The sequence below is a fragment of the Xenorhabdus doucetiae genome (assembly GCF_000968195.1).
Taxonomy (GTDB): domain Bacteria; phylum Pseudomonadota; class Gammaproteobacteria; order Enterobacterales; family Enterobacteriaceae; genus Xenorhabdus; species Xenorhabdus doucetiae.
Genome location: NZ_FO704550.1, coordinates 49,704 through 75,372 on the forward strand (window position 1 = coordinate 49,704; position 25,669 = coordinate 75,372).

Annotated in this window: 16 protein-coding genes, 2 tRNA genes and 3 rRNA genes; 11 read left to right on the top strand and 10 right to left on the bottom strand. The window is 46.1% G+C overall.

All coding sequences use genetic code 11. The features are described from left to right. Positions 1-228: 228 nt before the first annotated feature. The 4 genes from rsmG to asnC form a co-directional block, all read right to left on the bottom strand. Positions 229-849, bottom strand: a complete 621-nt coding sequence (gene rsmG, locus XDD1_RS00255) for a 16S rRNA (guanine(527)-N(7))-methyltransferase RsmG (RefSeq protein WP_045967715.1) — start codon at positions 847-849, stop codon at positions 229-231. 11 nt (positions 850-860) lie between these two features. Beyond that, complete coding sequence (gene mnmG / locus XDD1_RS00260; protein ID WP_045967717.1) at positions 861-2,750, bottom strand: tRNA uridine-5-carboxymethylaminomethyl(34) synthesis enzyme MnmG; 1,890 nt, start codon at positions 2,748-2,750, stop codon at positions 861-863. Positions 2,751-3,125: 375 nt separating this feature from the next. Next, entirely contained in the window at positions 3,126-3,566 is a 441-nt protein-coding gene (gene mioC, locus XDD1_RS00265; RefSeq protein ID WP_045967720.1) for an FMN-binding protein MioC, read from the bottom strand. Between the two features lie 91 nt (positions 3,567-3,657). Further along, complete coding sequence (gene asnC / locus XDD1_RS00270; RefSeq protein ID WP_045967722.1) at positions 3,658-4,119, bottom strand: transcriptional regulator AsnC; 462 nt, start codon at positions 4,117-4,119, stop codon at positions 3,658-3,660. 164 nt (positions 4,120-4,283) lie between these two features. Between asnC and asnA the strand changes: the two genes are divergently transcribed. Next, complete coding sequence (gene asnA, locus XDD1_RS00275) at positions 4,284-5,276, top strand: aspartate--ammonia ligase (protein ID WP_045967724.1); 993 nt, start codon at positions 4,284-4,286, stop codon at positions 5,274-5,276. 18 nt (positions 5,277-5,294) lie between these two features. On the opposite strand, the gene viaA is transcribed toward asnA, so the two are convergent. Both viaA and ravA read right to left on the bottom strand, forming a co-directional pair. Next, positions 5,295-6,752: an ATPase RavA stimulator ViaA gene (gene viaA, locus XDD1_RS00280; RefSeq protein WP_045967727.1), complete on the bottom strand. Its 1,458-nt coding sequence runs from the start codon at positions 6,750-6,752 to the stop codon at positions 5,295-5,297. Then, positions 6,709-8,259: an ATPase RavA gene (gene ravA, locus XDD1_RS00285; RefSeq protein ID WP_045967729.1), complete on the bottom strand. Its 1,551-nt coding sequence runs from the start codon at positions 8,257-8,259 to the stop codon at positions 6,709-6,711. The genes viaA and ravA overlap by 44 nt, the downstream gene beginning before the upstream one ends. A 344-nt stretch (positions 8,260-8,603) precedes the next feature. Between ravA and rbsA the strand changes: the two genes are divergently transcribed. The 5 genes from rbsA (at position 8,604) to rbsR (ending at position 14,001) form a co-directional block, all read left to right on the top strand. Beyond that, the gene (gene rbsA, locus XDD1_RS00290; protein ID WP_045967731.1) at positions 8,604-10,112 is read left to right on the top strand and encodes a ribose ABC transporter ATP-binding protein RbsA; all 1,509 of its coding nucleotides are present in this window, start codon (positions 8,604-8,606) and stop codon (positions 10,110-10,112) included. Between the two features lie 5 nt (positions 10,113-10,117). Next, on the top strand, positions 10,118-11,089 hold the full coding sequence (rbsC, locus tag XDD1_RS00295) for a ribose ABC transporter permease (protein ID WP_045967733.1): 972 nt from the start codon (positions 10,118-10,120) through the stop codon (positions 11,087-11,089). A 24-nt stretch (positions 11,090-11,113) separates the two neighbouring features. Next, entirely contained in the window at positions 11,114-12,004 is an 891-nt protein-coding gene (gene rbsB / locus XDD1_RS00300; protein ID WP_045967735.1) for a ribose ABC transporter substrate-binding protein RbsB, read from the top strand. Between the two features lie 63 nt (positions 12,005-12,067). Next, a complete protein-coding gene (gene rbsK / locus XDD1_RS00305; protein WP_045967737.1) occupies positions 12,068-12,997 on the top strand; it encodes a ribokinase in 930 nt (309 codons plus the stop codon). A 2-nt stretch (positions 12,998-12,999) separates the two neighbouring features. Continuing rightward, positions 13,000-14,001, top strand: a complete 1,002-nt coding sequence (gene rbsR, locus XDD1_RS00310) for a ribose operon transcriptional repressor RbsR (protein WP_045967739.1) — start codon at positions 13,000-13,002, stop codon at positions 13,999-14,001. Positions 14,002-14,006: 5 nt separating this feature from the next. Here rbsR and mdtD read toward each other — a convergent pair whose 3' ends face one another. Continuing rightward, positions 14,007-15,392: a multidrug transporter subunit MdtD gene (gene mdtD / locus XDD1_RS00315; RefSeq protein WP_045967742.1), complete on the bottom strand. Its 1,386-nt coding sequence runs from the start codon at positions 15,390-15,392 to the stop codon at positions 14,007-14,009. A gap of 582 nt (positions 15,393-15,974) precedes the next feature. On the opposite strand from mdtD, the gene XDD1_RS00320 reads away from it, so the two are divergent. The 5 genes from XDD1_RS00320 (at position 15,975) to rrf (ending at position 21,234) form a co-directional block, all read left to right on the top strand. Beyond that, a 16S ribosomal RNA gene (locus XDD1_RS00320) occupies positions 15,975-17,517 on the top strand. A 68-nt stretch (positions 17,518-17,585) separates the two neighbouring features. Further along, positions 17,586-17,662: transfer RNA gene (locus XDD1_RS00325), tRNA-Ile, on the top strand. Positions 17,663-17,765: 103 nt separating this feature from the next. Beyond that, a tRNA-Ala gene (locus XDD1_RS00330) sits at positions 17,766-17,841 on the top strand. A 170-nt stretch (positions 17,842-18,011) separates the two neighbouring features. Next, positions 18,012-21,021, top strand: a 23S ribosomal RNA gene (locus XDD1_RS00335). A gap of 97 nt (positions 21,022-21,118) precedes the next feature. Then, a 5S ribosomal RNA gene (gene rrf / locus XDD1_RS00340) occupies positions 21,119-21,234 on the top strand. Together the 16S, 23S and 5S rRNA genes with 2 tRNA genes alongside form the textbook arrangement of a ribosomal RNA operon. Before the next feature lie 79 nt (positions 21,235-21,313). Here rrf and actP read toward each other — a convergent pair. From actP to acs, 3 genes are all read right to left on the bottom strand, one after another. Further along, complete coding sequence (gene actP / locus XDD1_RS00345; protein ID WP_045967744.1) at positions 21,314-22,975, bottom strand: cation/acetate symporter ActP; 1,662 nt, start codon at positions 22,973-22,975, stop codon at positions 21,314-21,316. Then, positions 22,972-23,283 carry a DUF485 domain-containing protein gene (locus XDD1_RS00350; RefSeq protein ID WP_045967746.1) on the bottom strand — a complete coding sequence of 104 codons (312 nt, stop codon included), beginning with the start codon at positions 23,281-23,283 and terminating at the stop codon, positions 22,972-22,974. Before XDD1_RS00350 ends, actP begins: the two co-directional genes overlap by 4 nt. Positions 23,284-23,415: 132 nt before the next feature. After that, entirely contained in the window at positions 23,416-25,371 is a 1,956-nt protein-coding gene (acs, locus tag XDD1_RS00355) for an acetate--CoA ligase (RefSeq protein WP_045967748.1), read from the bottom strand. Positions 25,372-25,669: the final 298 nt, after the last annotated feature.

Sequence of the window (25,669 nt, forward strand, 5' to 3'; positions counted from 1 at the left end):
AAGATTCAATGATTATTTTACTCACTTTCTCCTAAGTTCTTTTATAAAGAAAACCGATAACTATCTTTGAAAAGAGAAGTTCTACCAATATAAAAATAACGTTGGTTTTCTGTAAATCATCAGTAAATGAAGTTTAGTCTATGGAAAGGAATAATTAGTAACGCTCGTTACATTTTAAGTGTTGTTAGCGTCACTAATTATTTAGATTTTTATTGACAAATAGCAAAGTTAGTTTGACTTAAGTATTACCACATGACGCTGTTCATCCAACTCTGCAACTTGGAGAGGAATCACGCTGTCGAGCACAATCCCCATTGGTAATTGAACCAATTCATCTTCCGGTAATATGCCTTTCAAGGCATAAAAACGCCCTTCAGAGGGTTTGGGGAGATGGCTGCACCATGACAACATGTCTTGCAGTGAAGCAAATGCACGGCTAATCACCCCATCAAACGGAGGCTCAGGGATAAATTCTTCAACCCGACTCTGTACTGGTTCAATATTGGTCAAACCCAGTTCATGCTGAACCTGACGCAAAAAGCGCACACGTTTTCCCAAACTGTCCAATAAAGTGAAATGGGAATCTGGACGTACGATTGCCAGCGGGATACCTGGCAAGCCTGGCCCTGTTCCCACATCAATAAATCGCGTTCCATGCAGGAATGGATTAACCACGATGCTGTCGATAATATGACGAACCAGCATCTGTTGCGGATCACGGACAGAGGTCAGGTTATAAGCCTTGTTCCACTTATTCAGCATGTCAACATAGGCGACGAGCTGCTGTTTTTGTCCCAGTGATAACTCAATGTCCGCTTTCGCCAGCAATGATTCCAATTTGTTAAGCAAAATCTGTCCCCTTAGGCGCTACGACGCAATAGACCTTGTTTTTTCAGCCATACCAGCAAAATAGAAATGGCGGCTGGAGTGATGCCTGAAATACGTGAAGCCTGACCAATTGAGCTTGGTTTATGATCATTCAGTTTTGCAATCACTTCATTGGAAAGCCCGCTTACTTGTTGATAATCCAAATCAACAGGCAATGCGGTATTTTCATTACGCAATTGCTTTTCGATCTCTTCTTGCTGACGAGCAATGTAGCCTTCGTACTTCACTTGAATTTCAATTTGATCCGCCGCTTGGGGTTCAGTCAGCCCTGGGGCAAAACGTGACAATGATGTCAGCAATGCATAATTCATCTCAGGACGACGCAGCAAATCTTCACCATTGGCTTCTTTTGACAACGGTGTTTTCAGCATCTGGTTGATATCCCCTAAGTGATCAGAGTGAGGATGCACCCAGATATTACGCAGGCGCTGACGTTCCTGCTCGATCATGTCAACTTTGCGGCAATAATGTTCCCAACGGAGATCATCAACCAGACCCAGTTTACGGCCCTGTTCAGTCAGACGCAGATCCGCATTGTCTTCACGCAGCATTAAGCGATATTCCGCGCGGGATGTGAACATGCGATACGGTTCTTTCGTGCCGAGTGTGCACAGATCATCGACCAATACGCCAATATAAGCCTGATCACGGCGTGGGAACCAACCTTCTTCACCATTGGCATAACGTGCCGCGTTGAGGCCCGCCAGTAGTCCTTGTGCCGCCGCTTCTTCATATCCAGTGGTGCCGTTGATCTGACCGGCAAAGAACAAGCCGTGAATAAATTTACTTTCCAGGGTTTGTTTTAAATCACGCGGATCGAAGAAGTCATACTCGATCGCATAACCGGGACGAATGATGCGGGCATTCTCCATGCCTTTCATGGAGTGAACAATTTGCATCTGAACGTCAAATGGCAGGCTGGTCGAGATCCCATTCGGGTAGATTTCGTTACTGGTCAGCCCCTCTGGTTCCAGGAAGATCTGGTGAGCATTACGATCAGCAAAACGCATGACTTTGTCTTCAATGGAAGGGCAGTAACGCGGGCCGATCCCTTCGATGATCCCGGCATACATTGGGCTGCGATCCAAGTTATTGCGGATCACTTCATGGGTTTTTTCATTGGTATGGGTGATGTAGCACGGGATCTGGCGTGGATGTTGATCAACGTGGCCCATGAATGAAAATACGGGTGTCGGATTATCGCCAAGTTGCTGTTCAAGCTGGCTAAAATCAATGGTTCGTGCATCAATGCGCGGGGGTGTACCGGTTTTCAGGCGAGCGACGCGCAAAGGCAGTTCACGCAAACGGTGAGACAATGAGATCGCAGGAGGATCCCCGGCCCGTCCTCCACTGTAGTTTTCCAAGCCGATGTGAATTTTGCCATCAAGGAAAGTCCCTACGGTTAGAACTACAGATTTAGCTTTAAATTTCAATCCCATGCGAGTAACAACACCGGTCACAGTGTCGTTTTCAACAATGAGATCTTCTACAGGTTGCTGGAAGATCATTAAATTAGGCTGATTTTCCAGTGCCGTTCTTACAGATTGTCGGTAAAGTACTCGATCCGCTTGTGCTCGCGTTGCCCGAACAGCCGGGCCTTTGCTGGCATTGAGTGTTCTGAACTGAATACCGGCTTGATCCGTGGCTTTCGCCATCAGACCACCAAGTGCATCGATCTCTTTTACCAGATGCCCTTTACCGATCCCACCAATGGCTGGATTACATGACATCTGGCCCAAAGTATCAATATTGTGAGTCAGTAATAAGGTTTGACGCCCCATACGTGCGGAGGCCATCGCCGCTTCAGTACCGGCATGACCCCCGCCGATAATGATGACGTCAAAGTGCTCTGGATAAAACATGTGCGAACCTTCAATAGTGAGAATGCTTCATATGCATTGGGGAGAGAATTCTACTCAAGTTTGGACCTCAGACCAAGAGGTGAGAGATCGTCGTTAATTAAAAGAAGATCTTTTTATTTAAAGATCTCTTTATTGGATCTTTTATTAGGATCACGATCATCTGTGGATAAGTGAATTTTCCATATAAAGATCATGATGCTGTAAAGGATCATTTGCTGTGAATGATCCGTGATCCAACTCAGTATAAGCTGGGATCTAAAAGCCTAGTTATTCACAGACACTCGATTGTAACTTAGTTATTAAATGGATAACTACGGGTTAACCCCTGCTTTTAAGATAAGTTATCCACAGTTGATCGTTATATTTTTAATCGGATCAGAGTAACTTTGACCACTCTTTAACCCATTCTTCGGCCGGATCTTCGGGAATTTCGTGTTGCTGAATGTCGATTTCCAATCGATCGCCGATCCGTTTTGCGCCGTGATCCTCTAATAAACGCTCCAGTGATCTTATTGCGCCACAGAATGTGTCATATTCGGAACTGCCGATACCAACTGCACCAAATGTGATATTGCTGAGATCGGGTTGCTGTTGTGTGATCGCATCAGCCAGTGGCTGGAGGTTATCAGGTAAATCCCCAGCACCGTGCGTTGAAGTCACCACAAGCCACAATCCTGCAAGGGGAAGATCTTCCAATGAAGGGCCATGAAGCATCTCTGTTGAAAAGCCGTCATTTTCTAAGATCTCAGCCATATGTTCTGCGACATATTCAGCGCTACCCAGTGTACTGCCGCTGATTAAGGTAATTGTGCTCATCATGATCCTTGCTAACTTAAAGAGCAACTATTGTACGCTGTGAATCTGTTGGGATCTACCTGTGGATAATGGGGTTAACGGGTTTTTCGCCTTAAGGTTTTATTGTCCTCATGATCGGGTTTTGCAGGGAGATCAACGTTTCCGTTGACTGAATTTCATCAATCGTCTGGATCTTGTTGATAAGTACGTCCTGAAGGGATTCGATGGATCGGCACATCACCTTAATGAAAATGCTGTAGTGCCCGGTGGTGTAATAAACTTCAACAACTTCATCCAGCATATCGAGCTTTTTCAGTGCGGCCGGATAGTCTTTGGCGCTTTTTAATATGATGCCGATAAAGCAGCACACATCGAACCCCAGTTGTTTCGCACTAATATCAACCCGTGTCCCCGTGATGATCCCTGACTGTTTCATTTTTTCCACACGAACATGAATGGTCCCCGGACTGACTGCGAATTTTTTGGCTAATTCTGCATAAGGTGTACGTGCGTTTTCCATTAATGCGTGAAGTATGTCACGGTCTAAATTATCGATCTGATAAATTTCTGCCATTTCCAACCCCTTTTTTTGAATAATATTCATTTTTATAGTGTAAAAATTATCGTTTATAAATCTTGTGCCCTATTTTTATTATTATATATTGAATTTTTACCCCGTTTTGTTGCTTAATCTATATCAACAGGACACAGGGCCACTAAAAATTTGAGAGCAGCATCATGAAAACATCCTTTATTGAAAAGCAACAGCAGATTAGTTTTGTTAAATCGTACTTTTCCCGTCTGTTAGAGAAACAACTTGGTCTAATCGAAGTTCAGGGACCTATCTTGAGCCGTCTTGGTGATGGGACTCAGGACAACTTGTCTGGCCATGAAAAAGCGGTTCAGGTGAAAGTGAAAACTTTGCCGGAAGCGACATTTGAAGTGGTTCACTCTCTGGCGAAATGGAAACGTAAGACATTAGGCCGCTTTGGTTTTCAAGCTGAACAAGGATTGTATACTCATATGAAAGCCTTGCGTCCTGATGAAGATCGCTTGACGCCTATCCATTCTGTCTTTGTTGACCAATGGGATTGGGAAAAAGTGATGGGTGAAGGTCAGCATTCACTCGATTATTTAAAACAGACAGTAGGTAAAATCTACGAAGCAATAAAAGAAACACAACAAGCAGTAAGTAAGGAATTTGGTCTGGCACCGTTCCTGCCAGATCAAATTCACTTCATCCACAGTGAAGAGCTTCTGCAACGTTACCCCTCTCTGGATGCGAAAGGTCGTGAGCGTGAAGCTGCCAAAGAGTTTGGTGCCATTTTCCTGATGGGCATTGGTGGTAAGTTGTCTGATGATCAGGCACATGATGTCCGCGCGCCGGATTATGACGATTGGACGACACCAAACAGCGATGGTTTCTTTGGTTTGAACGGTGACATTATTGTCTGGAACCCAGTTTTGCAGGATGCCTTTGAAATTTCTTCAATGGGTATCCGTGTTGATGCAGAGGCACTGAAACACCAGCTTGCACTGACGGGTGATGAAGATCGTCTGCAATATGATTGGCATCAGGCACTGCTCAAAGGTGATATGCCACAATCTATCGGTGGTGGCATCGGGCAATCCCGTTTGGTGATGTTGCTGCTGCAAATGGCACATATCGGTCAGGTTCAGTGCGGTGTTTGGTCACCAGAAGTCATTGAATCAGTTGAAGGTGTACTCTAGGTTTTCATTGAGTCAGTTTTAATTTTGCCACCTTCTCCGTAAACGGCTTGTCATCCCGGTATCAAAATGCCAGATATGATCAAATATCTGCATAATACCGGGTTTTCCATAATGGGAAAGGGAGACCGCATGGAAGCGGTGTTGTTGGTGCTGTTGCAGATTTTTTATCTGATGGATTAGGGAACCCGGCAAACGTTGGGCAATGAAATCTGAAATAACAACAGCATCGGCATCTTGCCAAATGTTTTCTTTCATTTTTTCAACGGTTGCATTTAAACAGGATGCCAGATCGGTCCCTCCCTTAAATGTTTGCCCCAGAAAATGCGTCGCTTGAGTCAGCCCATCCGGTGATGTTAAGTCATAGTGGACGAGTTCTGTTGAGAACAACATGATGTGACAGTGGCGATTATCTGCCAACGCAATGCGCATCAACGCCAGACAAAATGCTTTTGCACACTGTTCATTGAATCCGCCCATTGATCCTGACGTATCGACGCAAACAATAAAAGGTCCCCTGGGCTGTTTTTCATTGTGGTGATGTATAACCGGTTTGAGTGTGGTTTTGGATTGCCAATCGTCCCCTTGCAGGCGATAGGACAGTAGTTTTTTCTCCATCAGCCGCCGATAAAACTCATATTCCAACTCTTCAATACCCAGCATCGCCATCTCTGTAGGTAATAGCCTTAAGATATCGTCACTTTGTCTAATCCCACTAATTTGTTCAGGCAGGGTATCTGGCACTCTTTCGAGTTTGGTGGAGGGTTCTAATACCGGACTGTCTTTGGGAATGGATTTCGCGGTCTGACTGCGGCCAAGTAATTGTGCCAGTTTTTCCAGCTCAGGCTGCTGTTTGAGAACATCCGCATAGAGAGTAAAAAGTTGTCTATTTTGCGAAGTCAGGTGAAGTTGCCCTTTACTCATATCCCACAATCGGCCTGCGGCACGATCATTGTGATCAAACAGGGGATCAAGGCTGCCGCTTAAGGCCAATGGCTTCTGGATCTTTGCGAGAAATTGCTCTTTTTCTTGTTCCAATAGTGCCTTGTTAAAGGTGGTTGCTTGCAGGATCAGGCTAAGGCGCCAACGTTGCAGAAACAGCATGTGTCCTGAAGAGGTGTATTCAGAGAGCGCTTTGGACAGGGTATCGGCTTCATTGGCAAAGGGAGAGGCGAGATGTTGAAGTTTCTCCACGATATCAGGTAACTGTTGATAGAAATCGGTCGTATCAATTATCTGGACGTGTTGGTATAACTGAAATTCTTCAGCTAATGGTGCAGGGATCAGCGTCTCTTTGATCCTCTGCTGCAATGTTTGCTGCCATGCCGGCAGATCTTTCAATAATGCGCGTTTAAGCCTTGGGAAATTTCCAAAGAAAATAACCAATTGAGGGGAGCCTAACAGCGCCAAGATGATCTCTTCGATCAGCTCGCCTTCATTGATGGACAGCAAGAGATCGAGTGTGGCCAGCGTTAACATGTTGCTCTCCCATTTTGGATCTCAATTGTTGCAGTTTTTCCGTTAATTGAAGAAAACTCTGTTCAATGCTGGCAAGCCAATGTGCTTCGATAAATAAACAGGGTTGATGCTGACTAAACAAATTGCGTTGTTGTTGAATTTCATCGCGAATGGATAGCAGCTTTTCATTCCACTCGGTATTGGTGTTTTTTTCTGTTAGCCATTTTTTGTCAGATAGGCAGAGAACGGCACTATTACGGCTGATATCCAGCACGGTAAGCTGATTTTTTTCATTGATTTCTGCTGTGAGGGTTTGCGGAAAACCAATACCATTTAAGCTGGCAGAGAGTTTTCCGGTATTATTTTTTAGGGTGTTTTCCAGTGACTTTTTCTCTATTTCGATGAAATTAACTTCAATATCATGCAGGTGTAATGCAGGATGTAAAAACAGAGTCAGTTTTTCACCTGTGATATCTGCGGGCAGTGAATAAAGGGTTTTACGGCCAAACAGAGCGGTTTTGCTGACTAATTTCAGCGGACGATGGTCATTTTTATCTTGGCTGGATTGTACCCACTGCTGGTATAACTTTTCCATTTTCTGCACAAGGGAATGTTGTTGGTAGGCTTGTTCTGTTAATAACGTATGCAGGAATTGAGGCAGAAGTTTTAAGGTGTTTAAGTCGTGCCACAGGCAATCTTTTAATAGCACGATATCTGGCGGAGATATCTCATTTCTCCCGCTGAAAAGTGCGCTAGCCCGCAGCAGTCGAATCGATTTTTTCCAACGGCGATCTGAGACATCTGCCGTATTGCCGGCAGCATTTATTTGCTGGCGGAGTTGGTAAACCAGCTCGAAAATATGATCTGGCAGGGAAACATGGCTGATCTTGCCTTGCCATTGATAAAACTCGTCATCGGTAATTTGAATATGGGCAGGCACGGGATTGTTATTTTCGTTATTCTGGTCAGTCAGTAAGGCGCGAAAATTTTTCTTTTCCTGAATCTTATCCAGCCAGAGCCGAATCAACATGCGATCGTAGAGTGCTTCCAGACTGTTATCACTGTCCGGGAGTTCATTGGATGCGGTAACCAGTAAACGCATCGGTAATTGTTCTTCCTGATTACCATTCCTGAATTTTTTTTCATTGATCGCCGTAAGGAGCGTATTCAGAATGGCGGGGCCTGCTTTCCAAATCTCATCCAGAAAAACGATTTCAGCTTCGGGTAAATAGCCTTCGGTAAGACGTTGGTAACGCCCTTCATCTTTGAGTGCTTGAATGGAAAGGGGGCCGAAAATCTCTTCTGGGGTGGAAAAACGGGTCATCAGGTACTCAAAAGCGCGTGCGTTTTGAAAGGCAAACTTGAGGCGACGCGCGATAAGGCTTTTGGCTATTCCAGGAGGCCCAAGAAGAAAAACGCTCTCTCCACATAAGGCAGCCAGCAAGCACAAACGAATGGCTTGTCGCCTTTCATATAAGCCTCTTTCCAGATATTGACCTAACTGGGATATTTTCTCGACCAATTGCATCTTATTTACACCTTGGCTCGTTTAGTTACTTACCTTTATTTATAGATAAAAATCACTCTATGCAAAGGTCTTAGTGACCTTAAACATTTTTATAATGATCACATTTTCGTCTTAATCATGTTGTCTTTGATCGTTGGCTTTATATGATGACGAATAAGCGAAACGTTTCGCTAACAGACTTATAAAAATGAAAAAAGGCGTTTTATTACATTCTGATATTTCAGCCGCTATTTCTTGTTTGAGTCACACTGATCAAATTTAGCGCTAACCCAGGGAATACCCTATCTGTTATCTAGTTACAACAGGGAAATGCAATTGCGATAAAGTCACTTTCTGAGGTTATCATGGAGCCATTACTGGAGCTAAAAGGGATTGATAAGGTTTTTCCTGGGGTAAAAGCGTTGTCAGGAGCTGCACTGCGTGTTTATCCCGGAAAAGTGATGGCGTTAGTCGGCGAAAACGGTGCCGGAAAATCTACGTTGATGAAAATCTTGACCGGTATTTATACAAAAGATGCGGGGACGATCCGCTATCTTGGGCAAGATGTCGCTTTCTCTAGTCCTAAATCCTCTCAGGGTGCGGGTATTGGTATTATCCATCAAGAACTCAATCTCATCCCTCAATTGGCGATCGCAGAAAACATTTTCTTAGGACGTGAATTCGTCAATAAACTTGGCGTTATCAACTGGAAAAAAATGTATGAAGAAGCAGATAACTTGCTGAGGCGTTTAAATATTCGCTACAGCAGCCATCGGCTTATTTCTGAGTTATCCATTGGTGAGCAGCAAATGGTGGAAATTGCCAAGGTGCTGAGTTTCCAATCCAAAGTCATCATTATGGATGAGCCAACAGATGCCTTGACGGATACCGAAACTGAATCCTTGTTTTACGTCATACGGGAACTGAAAGCGCAAGGATGTGGCATTGTCTATATTTCCCATCGCTTGAAAGAACTCTTTGAAATTTGTGACGATGTGACGGTATTACGCGATGGCCAATTTATTGGTGAACACCCCATTAATGCTCTGAACGAAGAGCGATTGATCGAAATGATGGTGGGGCGCAAGCTGGAGGAGCAATACCCGCGTTTGGATCTACCGAGGGGTGAAAAAAGGTTGGAAGTTAAAAACCTCTCTGGCTCGGGGATCAACAATGTCAGTTTTTCCCTGTTTAGTGGAGAAATACTGGGGATCTCAGGGTTGATGGGGGCTGGCCGTACTGAACTGGTGAAGGTGATTTATGGAGCCTTACCAAAAACTGATGGCAAGGTTTCGCTTGATGGAAAGCCTCTGACGATCCGTAATCCGCAAGAGGGGCTAACTAATGGCATTGTCTATATTTCGGAAGACCGTAAGCGTGATGGATTAGTTTTTGAAATGTCGGTTAAAGAGAATATGTCCCTCACTGCATTACGCTATTTCAGTCGAAATTTTTGTCTTTTACATCACTCCGCAGAACAAAAATCCGTTACCGATTTCATTAAGTTGTTCAATATAAAAACGCCCTCAATGGAACAAACCATAAGCCTGCTTTCCGGTGGTAATCAGCAGAAAGTCGCAATTGCCCGTGGATTGATGACTCGTCCAAAGGTATTGATTCTTGATGAGCCAACCCGAGGCGTAGATGTAGGGGCGAGAAAAGAAATCTATCAGCTTATCAATCAGTTTAAAAAAGAAGGCTTGAGTATTATTTGGGTTTCTTCTGAGATGCCTGAAGTGATGGGAATGAGTGACCGTATTTTGGTTATGCATGAAGGTAGTATCAGTGGGGAATTCAATGCGAATGGGGTTTCTCAGGAAGTGTTGATGGCTGCTGCTGTTGGTAAGCAATTAAAAGAGAACGATCAAGGATAATCGATATGAATTCTAGTACAGCGTCAGCTTCCCGACGTTGGTTGACGAAAACATGGTTGATGGAGCAGAAGTCACTCATTGCGCTTTTATTTTTGATTGCAGTGGTTTCTTCCCTTAGCCCCAATTTTTTCACATTGAATAATCTGTTCAACATTCTCCAGCAAACTTCTGTCAACGCTATCATGGCGGTAGGAATGACGCTGGTTATCTTGACATCTGGAATTGATCTATCTGTTGGTTCCTTGTTGGCTCTGACAGGTGCTGTGGCGGCATCGATCGTAGGGGCCGATATCAATGCGTTAGTCGCTGTTGCCGGGGCTTTGGTATTGGGAGCAGCAATTGGGGCGTGTACTGGTGTGATTGTCGCAAAAGGTAAAGTTCAGGCATTTATTGCGACATTAGTGATGATGTTATTGCTGCGTGGTGTGACTCGGGTTTATACCGATGGGAGTCCGATTAATACTGGTTTCAGTGACAATGCTGATCTGTTTGGTTGGTTTGGTATTGGGCGTCCATTAGGGGTGCCTACGTCTGTGTGGATCATGTTGCTGGTGTTTGTCGTTGTTTGGTTCATTCTTCACCACACCCGTCTTGGTCGTTACATCTACGCATTAGGTGGAAATGAATCTGCAACACGTTTATCAGGTATTAGTGTTGATAAAATAAAGATAATCGTTTATTCCCTATGTGGCCTGTTGGCTGCATTAGCCAGCATTATCGAAGTTGCCCGGTTATCTTCTGCTCAACCCATGGCGGGTAGTGGCTACGAATTGGATGCCATTGCAGCGGTCGTATTGGGTGGAACTAGTCTGGCAGGAGGCAAGGGGCGAATTGTTGGTACGTTGATTGGTGCGCTGATTTTAGGCTTTTTGAATAATGGTTTGAATTTATTGGGAATTTCATCCAATTACCAGATGATCGTCAAGGCAGTTGTGATCTTATTGGCGGTCTTGGTTGATAACAAAAGCAGTAAATAACCTTACCCTACAGGAAAAAATAAAATGAAAATGAAGAAGTTAGCGACTATTTTCTCTGCCATGGCATTGAGTGCCGCCATGAGTACGAATGCATTGGCAAAAGATAGTATTGCATTGGTTATTTCAACTTTGAATAACCCTTTCTTTGTCACAATGAAAGATAGCGCACAAAAAGAGGCCGATAAGCTGGGATATGACTTGGTTGTCCTTGATTCTCAGGATAATCCGGCAAAAGAGTTGGCTAATGTACAGGATTTGACAGTAAGTGGCATAAAATTGATGCTCATTAACCCAACCGATTCAGATGCCGTTGGTAATGCAGTGATCATGGCAAATAAGGCCAATATTCCTGTGATTACGCTTGACCGTTTAGCCAATAAGGGCAATGTTGTCAGCTATATTGCTTCCGACAGCCGTTTGGGTGCCAAAATGGCGGGTGATTTTATCGCTGAAAAATTAGGTAATGATGTCAAAGTTATTCAATTGGAAGGTATTCCAGGCACTTCAGTTGCACGTGAACGTGGTGAAGGTTTTGGTCAGGCAGCCCAAAAACACAAATTCAATATGTTGGCCAGCCAGCCCGCTGACTATGATCGCACAAAAGGGATGAATGTCATGCAGAACCTGCTGACGGCTCATCCGTCAGTACAAGCCGTTTTCGCTCAAAATGATGAAATGGCTCTTGGTGCATTACGCGCGTTGCAGACAGCCGGTAAAGAAGATGTGTTGGTTGTTGGATTTGATGGCACTGCCGATGCGCTTAAGGCTGTACAGAATGGTAAATTGGGGGCAACGATTGCACAGCGTCCAGATCAAATAGGTATCATCGGCGTTCAGACTGCGGACAAAGTGTTAAAAGGTGAAAAAGTTAATGCCACCATCCCAGTTGAACTGGAATTAGTTGTTAAGAAATAATCAACATTGTTCATTGCAGCCATGAGTTTTATGGCTGCATTATTTTATGCAGGAATAAATGTAATGAGCATGGCAAAACTTATCGTGATGGGCAGCATTAATGTCGATCACATATTGAATCTCGAATCTTTTCCTCAATCTGGGGAAACAGTGAAAGGAGAACAGTATCAGGTTGCATTTGGAGGCAAGGGGGCAAATCAGGCCGTTGCTGCGGGTCGTTGTGGTGCTGACATTACATTTATTGCCTGCATTGGTCAGGATGATATCGGTGAACGTATTTGCCAACAGTTGGCGAAAGATAACATCGATACCTCGTCAATTGAGGCTATTGAAGGAGAGTTAACGGGGGTTGCTCTGATTTTTGTCAATCAGCAGGGTGAAAATGTCATTGGCATTAATGCAGGGGCAAATAGGAGGTTAACGTCAGATTATTTCCTCCGTCATGACCAAAAGGTCAAGGATGCTGATGCGTTGCTATTGCAGCTTGAAACGCCATTGGAAACGGTACAATTTGCTGCTGAAACGGCCAAGAAACATCATGTTAAAGTGATCTTGAATCCAGCACCGGCACAGCCAATCTCCGATCAGCTACTTTCGCTGGTGGATATTATCACACCGAATGAAACCGAAGCGGAGTACTTGACGGGTATTGCGGTAACAGATGATGTTGGGGCGGAAAAAGCCGCTTGGGCTTTACATGATAAGGGCATAGAAACGGTCATTATCACATTGGGTAGCCGAGGGGTATGGCTGAGTGAGAAAGGTAAAGAAGGAAAAATTGTTCCCGGATTTAGCGTAAAAGCGATCGATACCATTGCAGCAGGGGATACTTTTAATGGCGCCTTGGTAACGGGATTGCTGGAAGGAAAAGAGATGTTGTCGGCGATCCGCTTTGCTCATGCTGCGGCTGCGATAGCCGTGACGCGTCAGGGAGCGCAGCCTTCGGTTCCGTGGCGAAATGAAATTGATGCTTTTCTATCTGAACAGGATTAACCGTGGCTACGATGAAGGACGTTGCTCGTCTGGCGGGCGTATCAACCTCAACCGTTTCTCATGTGATTAATGGCAATCGTTATGTCAGTGAGAATGTGAAAAAGAGAGTCAATGCAGCGATTGAGGAATTGAATTATGCGCCGTCTGCTTTGGCAAGAAGTTTGAAAATTAAGCAAACCAAAACCATTGGTATGTTGGTTACGGCCAGTGATAACTCATTTTATTCTGAAATCGTTAGAGGAGTAGAAAAGAGCTGTTATGAACGGGGATACAGTTTAATTCTGTGTAATACTGAAGGTAATGTTACCCGTATGATTAGCAATATGGAAACCTTATTGCAAAAGCGCGTTGATGGTCTGTTGATCATGTGTTCTGAGACTCAGCGCCCATCCAGTGACGCCTTTCGTCGCTATCCATTGGTGCCGATGGTCATTATGGATTGGTCTCCCTTTGATTCCTTCAATGACATTATCAAGGATAATTCCTTGCAAGGGGGGGAAATGGCCACCAATTACCTGATCAGTCGAGGTTTTCGCAAAATTGCCTGTATCACGGGTCCACGGGATAAGACACCGGCCTGTCAGCGTTTGGCTGGATATCGAAAAGCGATGCAGGATGCTGGGCTGAGGATTCCCGCTGGATATGAAATCTACAGTGATTTTGAATTTGCTGGCGGATTGTCATCAATGAATCAACTTCTACAATTATCTGAACCACCGGAAGCTTTATTTGCAGGTAATGACGCTATGGCGATTGGCGCTTATCAAGCTTTGTATCAGCAGGGGCTTTCTGTACCGGATGATATCTCTATCATCGGATATGACGATATTGCAATCGCACCTTACCTTATCCCTCCTTTGACAACCATTCATCAACCAAAAGATGAATTGGGTAAGCTGGCGATTGATAGCCTGCTTTATCGAATGAGCAATCCAGAAAGTGAGCCAAAGCAACTGGTTCTGACACCTAAATTGATCGAACGAAGTTCTGTAGCCAGCCGTTAACCGGATCATTTCTTCTTAATTAAGTTATTACCGTCTTCTGTATTCAGTAATAGAAAAACAGTAGAAGAAATTAAGGTAATCACGCCCATTGTGATTAAAGTATAGTGGAAATGGCTTATGGCTGAACCATATTCCGTTGATTCATAAAATCGCAGAATTGCCGCACTGATGGTCACCCCAAAACTAATGGATAACTGTTGAGTTACTGCTAGCAGGCTGTTACCGGCACTTGCATTGCCATCATTCAGATCCCCCAAAGTGATGGTATTCATCGCGGTGAACTGTGTGGACATGGCGATTCCTAATATAAAAAGAGGAATTATCAAAAATGCGATGGGGAGCTCCGGTGTCTGTAGCGAAAATTGTGAAATCATCATACCAATAATAATTGTGACCCAAATGAGTGTATTTCGATATCCAAAGCGGGTTAGTATGTTAGTCACAAAAGACTTGGCTAAAATTGAACCCATTGCGTTTGGTGCCATCATTATTCCGGCAATCACGGCTGAAAATCCAAACCCCACTTGCAGCATCAAAGGAATAATAAATGAAAGTGATCCAGTACTTAGCCGAGTAGCAATATTGCTGGCAATGCCAACTGAAAAGGTACGTGTTTGGAATAGCTGGAGGTTAATGAGGGGGTTTGAGTGTCTTTTTGCATGAAAGATATACCCCAATAGCATAACAATACCGCCAGAAAATAAAGCGAGCGGAATATAGCCAGAGAAGGCGTGATCCCCAAATAAATCAAAGCTGACTGAAATCATCACCAAGCCTAAGCTAAACAATATGAATCCCAGAAAATCGAAAGGGCATTTGGGCATCGTTAAGTTGGGCATATTCTTACTGGCGTAAATGATACCCAATAATCCAATGGGAATATTGATGATGAAGATCCAATGCCATGTTGCATAGGTGACTAACAACCCGCCGAACATTGGACCCAAAATCGGTCCCAATAACCCAGGCATGGTGACAAAATTCAAAACAGGTAACAGTTCGCTACGCGGATAGGTTCTTAGTAAAGCCAGACGAGCAACTGGCATCATCATAGCTCCGCCTATACCTTGAATAACGCGGGATATCACTAAGAAAGAGAGATTGTGCGACAGTGCACAAGCAAGTGAGCCTAAAGAAAAGAAGGAAACAGCATAAATAAATACCGTGCGAGTGCCAAATCTATCAGCAAGCCAACCGCTTACGGGAATTAGCATCGCTACCGTTAAAGGATAGCTGACTATGGCGGACTGCATTGCCAGTGGAGAATGTTGAAGACTTTTAGCCATCGCTGGTAGCGCGGTGTTAAGAATTGTGGCATCTAAAGACTGCATAAAAAAAGCCATGGCCGCAATCCAAGGTAACCCCGACATATTGCGTGCGGATTTGACCATTAGATATCCTGTTTATTTTTATGATAGTGAGTGAATACATAATATCTTACTACATCAAATTCAAACTATTTTTTGGTTATTAATAAAGCAAAAACTCCCTTTAAGGATAATTGACCGTTGTCGTAGTCAATTGAACAACAATCATTGTATGAGACATTGCCTTAATGATTGTTGCCTAATTCACCCATTTTAGAGTGGAAAAAATACATAATTACCATTTTTGTTGAAAAAAACCACGAACAGAAAAAAAATCAAAAAAAAACTATTGTCACTTCCGTAAAACTCCCTATAATGCGCCACCACTGACCGACGCCAAGCTGAGAACAGCCGCTGAGGGAAGCGGAAAGAAAGCGAAAATAAACGCTTGACTCCGGAGGCAAAAAGCGTAAGATACGCAGCCTCGCAACCCGGCACAAACGCCCGGTTGCCAACGCTCTTTAACAAATTAATCAGACAATCTGTGTGGGCACTCGCAAGACACTATCCAACGCCGAAAGGCGGAAAATATTAAAGTCTTGAAGAGTGAACAACAGTTAATTCATTATGAACTAACAGTAAGATTCTTTGAGCATCAAACACTTTGAATTGAAGAGTTTGATCATGGCTCAGATTGAACGCTGGCGGCAGGCCTAACACATGCAAGTCGGACGGTAACAGGAAACAGCTTGCTGTTTTGCTGACGAGTGGCGGACGGGTGAGTAATGTCTGGGGATCTGCCCGATGGAGGGGGATAACCACTGGAAACGGTGGCTAATACCGCATAATCTCTGTGGAGCAAGGTGGGGGACCTTCGGGCCTCACGCCATCGGATGAACCCAGATGGGATTAGCTAGTAGGCGGGGTAATGGCCCACCTAGGCGACGATCCCTAGCTGGTCTGAGAGGATGACCAGCCACACTGGGACTGAGACACGGCCCAGACTCCTACGGGAGGCAGCAGTGGGGAATATTGCACAATGGGCGCAAGCCTGATGCAGCCATGCCGCGTGTATGAAGAAGGCCTTCGGGTTGTAAAGTACTTTCAGCGGGGAGGAAGGCGTAGGCTTTAATACAGCTTACGATTGACGTTACCCGCAGAAGAAGCACCGGCTAACTCCGTGCCAGCAGCCGCGGTAATACGGAGGGTGCAAGCGTTAATCGGAATTACTGGGCGTAAAGCGCACGCAGGCGGTCAATTAAGTTGGATGTGAAATCCCCGGGCTTAACCTGGGAACGGCATCCAAGACTGGTTGGCTAGAGTCTCGTAGAGGGGGGTAGAATTCCACGTGTAGCGGTGAAATGCGTAGAGATGTGGAGGAATACCGGTGGCGAAGGCGGCCCCCTGGACGAAGACTGACGCTCAGGTGCGAAAGCGTGGGGAGCAAACAGGATTAGATACCCTGGTAGTCCACGCTGTAAACGATGTCGATTTGGAGGTTGTGCCCTTGAGGCGTGGCTTCCGGAGCTAACGCGTTAAATCGACCGCCTGGGGAGTACGGTCGCAAGATTAAAACTCAAATGAATTGACGGGGGCCCGCACAAGCGGTGGAGCATGTGGTTTAATTCGATGCAACGCGAAGAACCTTACCTACTCTTGACATCCAGCGAAGCCTTTAGAGATAGAGGCGTGCCTTCGGGAACGCTGAGACAGGTGCTGCATGGCTGTCGTCAGCTCGTGTTGTGAAATGTTGGGTTAAGTCCCGCAACGAGCGCAACCCTTATCCTTTGTTGCCAGCACGTCATGGTGGGAACTCAAGGGAGACTGCCGGTGATAAACCGGAGGAAGGTGGGGATGACGTCAAGTCATCATGGCCCTTACGAGTAGGGCTACACACGTGCTACAATGGCGGATACAAAGAGAAGCGACCCCGCGAGGGCAAGCGGAACTCATAAAGTCTGTCGTAGTCCGGATTGGAGTCTGCAACTCGACTCCATGAAGTCGGAATCGCTAGTAATCGCAGATCAGAATGCTGCGGTGAATACGTTCCCGGGCCTTGTACACACCGCCCGTCACACCATGGGAGTGGGTGGCAAAAGAAGTCGGTAGCTTAACCTTCGGGAGGGCGCTGACCACTTTGTGATTCATGACTGGGGTGAAGTCGTAACAAGGTAACCGTAGGGGAACCTGCGGTTGGATCACCTCCTTAAACCTGAGATGGTGAAATGTGAGTGTTCACACAGATTGTCTGATGAAAAGAAGAGACGGTATCGGTATAGGCTTGTAGCTCAGGTGGTTAGAGCGCACCCCTGATAAGGGTGAGGTCGGTGGTTCAAGTCCACTCAGGCCTACCAAATCTTACTTATCCCGCGTTATAAACAAACTCGCTTATTTCAATAAGCTTCGCTTGTTTATGCCTTGGCTAAGCAAGATTGCGGCGTATATGATACGGAATATGGGGCTATAGCTCAGCTGGGAGAGCGCCTGCCTTGCACGCAGGAGGTCAGCGGTTCGATCCCGCTTAGCTCCACCATGACTCTTCAATGAAAACATTTTTCAGAACACAGGGAAAACCGTGTGTTGTGAAAAATTTGCTCTTTAACAATCTGGAACAAGCTGAAAATTTGAAACAATCAGTGACCGTAATGGGTCATTGATGAGTCTCTCAAAACACTCCGACCTGAAGACACCTTCGGGTTGTGAGGTTAAGCGACTAAGCGTACACGGTGGATGCCTAGGCAGTCAGAGGCGATGAAGGACGTGCTAATCTGCGAAAAGCGCCGGTGAGCTGATATGAAGCGCTATCAGCCGGCGATGTCCGAATGGGGAAACCCAGTGTGATTTGTCACACTATCATTCACTGAATCCATAGGTGAATGAGGCGAACCGGGGGAACTGAAACATCTCAGTACCCCGAGGAAAAGAAATCAACCGAGATTCCCCCAGTAGCGGCGAGCGAACGGGGAGCAGCCCAGAGCCATCATCATTGTCAGCGCCAGGAGAACGGTCTGGAAAGGCCGGCAGTAAAGGGTGACAGCCCCGTATCCGAAGGTGTTGGCAGTGTGAGCTCGATGAGTAGGGCGGGACACGTGGTATCCTGTCTGAACATGGGGGGACCATCCTCCAAGGCTAAATACTCCTGACTGACCGATAGTGAACCAGTACCGTGAGGGAAAGGCGAAAAGAACCCCGGCGAGGGGAGTGAAAGAGAACCTGAAACCGTGTACGTACAAGCAGTGGGAGCCCCACCACTAAGCCAGTGGTGAACTCCGCAACGCATCTTTTGCTGGATGCCGGTTGGCGAAGCGACAGCGCCGCCCAACCGACAAAATCAAGCAGAGGGGGCTTAGTGGTGGGGTGACTGCGTACCTTTTGTATAATGGGTCAGCGACTTATATTCTGTAGCAAGGTTAACCGCATAGGGGAGCCGCAGGGAAACCGAGTCTTAACTGGGCGTTAAGTTGCAGGGTATAGACCCGAAACCCGGTGATCTAGCCATGGGCAGGTTGAAGGTTGGGTAACACTAACTGGAGGACCGAACCGACTAATGTTGAAAAATTAGCGGATGACTTGTGGCTGGGGGTGAAAGGCCAATCAAACCGGGAGATAGCTGGTTCTCCCCGAAAGCTATTTAGGTAGCGCCTCGTGAACTCATCTTCGGGGGTAGAGCACTGTTTCGGCTAGGGGGCCATCCCGGCTTACCAACCCGATGCAAACTGCGAATACCGAAGAATGTTATCACGGGAGACACACGGCGGGTGCTAACGTCCGTCGTGAAGAGGGAAACAACCCAGACCGCCAGCTAAGGTCCCAAAGTCATGGTTAAGTGGGAAACGAAGTGGGAAGGCTCAGACAGCCAGGATGTTGGCTTAGAAGCAGCCATCATTTAAAGAAAGCGTAATAGCTCACTGGTCGAGTCGGCCTGCGCGGAAGATGTAACGGGGCTAAACCATGCACCGAAGCTGCGGCAGCGACATTTTTATGTTGTTGGGTAGGGGAGCGTTCTGTAAGCCGTTGAAGGTTGGTCGTGAGGCTGGCTGGAGGTATCAGAAGTGCGAATGCTGACATAAGTAACGATAAAGCGGGTGAAAAACCCGCTCGCCGGAAGACCAAGGGTTCCTGTCCAACGTTAATCGGGGCAGGGTGAGTCGACCCCTAAGGCGAGGCTGAAAAGCGTAGTCGATGGGAAACAGGTGAATATTCCTGTACTCGGTGTTACTGCGAAGGGGGGACGGAGAAGGCTATGTCATCCGGGCGACGGTCGTCCCGGTTTAAGCGTGTAGGTGGGCAGTCTTGGTAAATCCGGATTGCTGATAACACTGAGGCGTGACGACGAGGCACTACGGTGCTGAAGTGACAGATGCCCTGCTTCCAGGAAAAGCCTCTAAGCACCAGGTAACATTGAATCGTACCCCAAACCGACACAGGTGGTCAGGTAGAGAATACTCAGGCGCTTGAGAGAACTCGGGTGAAGGAACTAGGCAAAATGGTGCCGTAACTTCGGGAGAAGGCACGCCGGCACTAGGTGAAGTGACTTGCTCACGGAGCCGAAGCCGGCCGCAGATACCAGCTGGCTGCAACTGTTTAATAAAAACACAGCACTGTGCAAACACGAAAGTGGACGTATACGGTGTGACGCCTGCCCGGTGCTGGAAGGTTAATTGATGGGGTTAGCGGTAACGCGACGCTCTTGATCGAAGCCCCAGTAAACGGCGGCCGTAACTATAACGGTCCTAAGGTAGCGAAATTCCTTGTCGGGTAAGTTCCGACCTGCACGAATGGCGTAATGATGGCCAGGCTGTCTCCACCCGAGACTCAGTGAAATTGAACTCGCTGTGAAGATGCAGTGTACCCGCGGCAAGACGGAAAGACCCCGTGAACCTTTACTATAGCTTGACACTGAACCTTGAGCCTTGATGTGTAGGATAGGTGGGAGGCTGTGAAGTGCGGACGCCAGTCTGCACGGAGCCATCCTTGAAATACCACCCTTGAATGTTTGATGTTCTAACGTGGGCCCGTTATCCGGGCTGCGGACAGTGTCTGGCGGGTAGTTTGACTGGGGCGGTCTCCTCCCAAAGCGTAACGGAGGAGCACGAAGGTTGGCTAAGCATGGTCGGACATCATGCGGTTAGTGCAATGGCATAAGCCAGCTTGACTGCGAGCGTGACGGCGCGAGCAGGTGCGAAAGCAGGTCATAGTGATCCGGTGGTTCTGAATGGAAGGGCCATCGCTCAACGGATAAAAGGTACTCCGGGGATAACAGGCTGATACCGCCCAAGAGTTCATATCGACGGCGGTGTTTGGCACCTCGATGTCGGCTCATCACATCCTGGGGCTGAAGTAGGTCCCAAGGGTACGGCTGTTCGCCGTTTAAAGTGGTACGCGAGCTGGGTTTAGAACGTCGTGAGACAGTTCGGTCCCTATCTGCCGTGGGCGCTGGAAGATTGAAAGGGGCTGCTCCTAGTACGAGAGGACCGGAGTGGACGCACCACTGGTGTTCGGGTTGTCATGCCAATGGCACTGCCCGGTAGCTAAGTGCGGAAGAGATAACCGCTGAAAGCATCTAAGCGGGAAACTTGCCTTGAGATGAGTCTTCCCTTGTCCCTTGAGGACACTAAAGGAACGTTCGAGACGAGGACGTGGATAGGCCGGGTGTGTAAGCGTCGCGAGACGTTGAGCTAACCGGTACTAATGACCCGTGCGGCTTAACCTGACAACACCGAAGGTGTTTTGGGGTGATTTTGAGAAAAAGACGAAAAGTTTCAGATGAAAGAATGTCACAGCTTGTTCGGGATTGAAAACAGGATTTGTCTGGCGGCAATAGCGCGGTGGTCCCACCTGACCCCATGCCGAACTCAGCAGTGAAACGCCGTCGCGCCGATGGTAGTGTGGGGTCTCCCCATGCGAGAGTAGGGCACTGCCAGACATTATTTTAGCCAAAAAAGCCATCCGTCATCGGGTGGCTTTTTTGCGTTTGGGACAAAATCGAAATAATTAACCATAAGTTAATGCGCTTTCCCTTGTTCGATTCCAATACCCGTTTGTGAACGAATAAACTGACCACGAAACAGTGCCTTTTCCCGTGTTCCTTGCTCCGATGTATCCGTAATCGAGACTAACCAGGCTCCGATAAATGCGATAAACATAGAAAACAGGGCCGGATACTCATAAGGATAAATGGGTTTATCATGACCAAGAATACTGACCCAAATCGTAGGCCCCAGGATCATTAATATAACTGCTGTCAGTAACCCTAACCATCCACCAACCAACGCGCCACGTGTAGTCAGCTTGCTCCAGTACATTGACAGTAAGATAATCGGGAAATTACAGCTTGCAGCAATGGAGAAAGCCAAACCGACCATAAAGGCAATATTTTGCTTTTCGAACAAAATGCCTAAACCAATAGCAACTAACCCCAAAATAACAACGGTGATTTTGGAAACTTTTAGTTCATCTTGCTCATTAGCTTGCCCCTGTTTAATCACATTAGCATAGAGGTCATGAGATACGGCGGAAGCGCCTGCTAGTGTCAACCCCGCGACCACAGCCAAAATAGTGGCAAAAGCAACAGCCGAGATAAAGCCAAGGAAAAAATCACCGCCAACAGCATTTGCCAGATGGACGGCAGCCATATTGGTACCACCAATTAATGCCCCAGTTGCATCTTTGAATGAAGAATTGGCGCTGACCAGTAAAATTGCCCCGAATCCGATAATAAACGTCAGGATATAAAAATAACCGATAAAGCCAGTTGCATAGAAAACACTTTTACGGGCTTCTTTAGCATCACTGACAGTAAAAAACCGCATGATAATATGTGGCAATCCCGCAGTACCGAACATCAATGCCAATCCTAAAGAGAGTGCAGAGATAGGATCAGAGACCAATCCCCCAGGACTCATGATGGCAGGCCCAAGAGAGTGCACCGCAATGGCTTCTTTAAACAGGGTATCAAAATTGAAATTGACGGCTTTCATGACCATCAGGGCCATGAATGTTGCCCCGGCCAGCAACAGAACCGCTTTAATAATCTGAACCCATGTCGTCGCCAGCATTCCACCAAACAAGACATAAAGCACCATCAAGATACCGACCAAAACAACAGCGATGTAATAATTCAGTCCGAATAGCAACTCGATAAGTTTCCCTGCTCCAACCATCTGGGCGATTAGATATAATGCAACAACAACCAATGAACCCATTGCGGATAAGGTACGGATGGGGCGCTGCCTCAGCCGATAAGAAGCGACATCTGCAAAGGTGTAACGCCCCAAATTTCTTAATCTTTCGGCGATAAGGAATAGAATAATTGGCCAGCCAACGAGGAAGCCAATGGAGTAGATCAGCCCATCATAGCCTGAGGTATAAACTAACGCTGAAATTCCCAGAAAAGAGGCTGCTGACATATAGTCACCTGCTATCGCCATACCATTCTGGAATCCAGTGATACGCCCGCCAGCGGTATAATAATCTGAGCGTGAAATAGTCCGCTTGGAAGCCCAATAAGTGATAACGAGAGTTAACCCGACGAATAACAGGAACATGACAATTGCCTGAATATTCAAGGGTTGTTTTTCTACCTTACCAGAAAGGGCATCAGCTTGAGCCAGGATAGGAAAGAGGGAGGAAAATAGAGGTATTGCTAACAATACGATTTTTTTCATTTTCTCACCTCGTTGAGAATCGTTGATGTCAGACGATCAAACTCACTATTCGCCCTGATTACATAGATCCCTGTCAGTATGAAAGAGATAAAGATGATCCCGATCCCGACGGGGATCCCTCTCGTCATACTGGTGTTTTCATAAAGTGGTGTGCCAAGCCATTCAGGATCAAAAGCAATCAGGAAAATAAAACCAACATAAATCACTAACATGATGATAGATAACAGCCAGGCAAAATGTCCTCGCTTCTTAACTAACTCCTTAAAGCGGGGATTATTTTCAATCTCTTGATAAATGTCGTCACTCATTGGAGTATCTCCGTGTTAGTTTTAAACAGCACACTATCAGTCATATCATCCTTGCATGGCTTGTCCTTTTGTTGGTGCTACGTTATCTAAGCCAAGCCGCCTTGCGGCGGCCCTTATGTTTTACGAAATGGTTTACGACATGTTGATAGATTGTTTTTCTTCCAGCAGTTTTTCAACAACAGCCGGATCGGCCAACGTGGAGGTATCTCCTAAGTTGCTGGTATCACCAGAAGCAATTTTGCGCAAAATACGCCGCATGATCTTTCCGGAACGCGTTTTGGGCAGAGAGTCTGTCCAATGCAGAATATCGGGGGTTGCAATGGGGCCGATTTCTTTACGAACCCAGTTTCTAACCTCGGTATAAAGTTCAGGGGAAGGCTCTTCACCATGAATTAGCGTGACATAGGCGTAAATAGCTTGCCCTTTAATATGATGAGGGATGCCAACAACAGCCGCTTCAGCGATTTTGGGGTATGCGACCAAGGCTGATTCAATTTCCGCGGTACCCAAACGATGGCCTGAAATATTCAGGACATCATCAACGCGGCCAGTGATCCAGTAATAGCCATCTTCATCACGCCGGGCGCCATCGCCACTGAAATACATTCCCTTGAACGTGGAAAAATAGGTTTGTTCAAAACGCTCATGATCGCCGTATAAAGTTCGGGCCTGTGCTGGCCAGGAATCCGTGATAACAAGGTTACCTTCACTCTCACCGGCTAAAATTTCCCCAGAATTGTCCACTAAGGCCGGACTAATACCAAAAAATGGCAGAGTAGCGGAGCCGGCTTTAAGATCGGTAGCTCCGGGCAACGGTGTGATCATGAACCCACCCGTTTCAGTTTGCCACCATGTATCTACGATAGGACATTTGCTATTGCCTATTTTTCGGTAGTACCACTCCCATGCTTCTGGGTTAATGGGTTCACCAACCGATCCCATAATGCGCAACGATGTGCGTTGAGTCCCTGCTATGGCCTTATCCCCTTCGGCCATCAATGCTCTGATAGCGGTTGGCGCAGTATAAAGAATATTCACTTGATGCTTATCAACGACCTGACAGAGACGGTTAACATCAGGATAGTTTGGGACACCTTCAAACATCAATGTTGTGGCACCACAAGACAGAGGCCCATACAGCAGGTAGCTATGCCCTGTTACCCAGCCGATGTCGGCGGTACACCAGTAAATTTCACCGGAGCGATAATCAAACGTGTATTTAAACGTTAAAGATGCGTAGACCAGATAACCGCCCGTCGTATGCAGGACGCCTTTAGGTTTACCTGTAGAGCCTGAAGTATAAAGAATGAATAAGGGATCTTCGGCACCTATCTCTTCGGCGGGGCACTCGTCATCAACACTCTCGATCAGTTCATGCCACCATAAGTCCCGGCTGTGATGCCAGTTTTTAGTATTTCCGGTACGCCTGAAAACAACTACATTAGTCACGCCAGTGACGTCTGGATTGTTCAGTGCCTCATCGACATTTTTTTTCAATGGAATTGTTCGGCCTGCCCGCAAACCTTCATCCGCAGTAACCACGAGCTTGGCATTGGAGTCGATAACCCGGCCAGCAATGGCATCAGGCGAGAATCCACCAAAAATCACGGAATGGATCGCTCCGATACGGGCACAGGCTAACATGGCAACCGCGGCTTCTGGCACCATGGGCATATAGATGGCAACAACATCGCCTTTTTTAATCCCCAGTTTTTTCAACACATTAGCGAATTGGCAAACGTCGTGATGTAATTCTCGATAGGTAACATGTCGGGATTCTGCGGGATTATCGCCCTCCCAGATAATGGCAGTTTGATCGCCACGCTCTTGCAAATGACGATCAAGACAGTTGGCACTTAAGTTCAGCGTGCCATCTTCAAACCAGCGGATGCTGATATGCCCAGGATCAAAAGAAGTATTTTTGACCTTGGTGTAGGGCCTAATCCAATCAACGATTTTACCTTTCTCACCCCAGAAGCCCTCTGGATCTTGTAACGACCATTGGTAGTCTTCCAGGTACTGTTGTTTGCTTATCAGGGCCGTATCTGCAATATCAGCAGGAATAAGATGCTTGATTATTTGAGTCATATTTTTATCTCCTTGCAATTGTTAATACTATGTCAAAACAAGGTTAACTAAAGTGTAAGAAGAGTTTTTGTTTCTTTTTTGCGCGGAAGATCACGCAATAAAGAGAATGAATTTCACGGAATGATCATTTAATGCTTTTGATTTTAGCAAGACTAAGTAGTGAGTTTATTATTTTAACTGGATCAATATCTTATTATTTTTGTTTTTATTGATACTTTTATCTAAACAAATGCGTGAAACGTGAAGGTATGAAAGGAAACCATAGAGATATCATGGAATTGATAATCATTTTCATTAT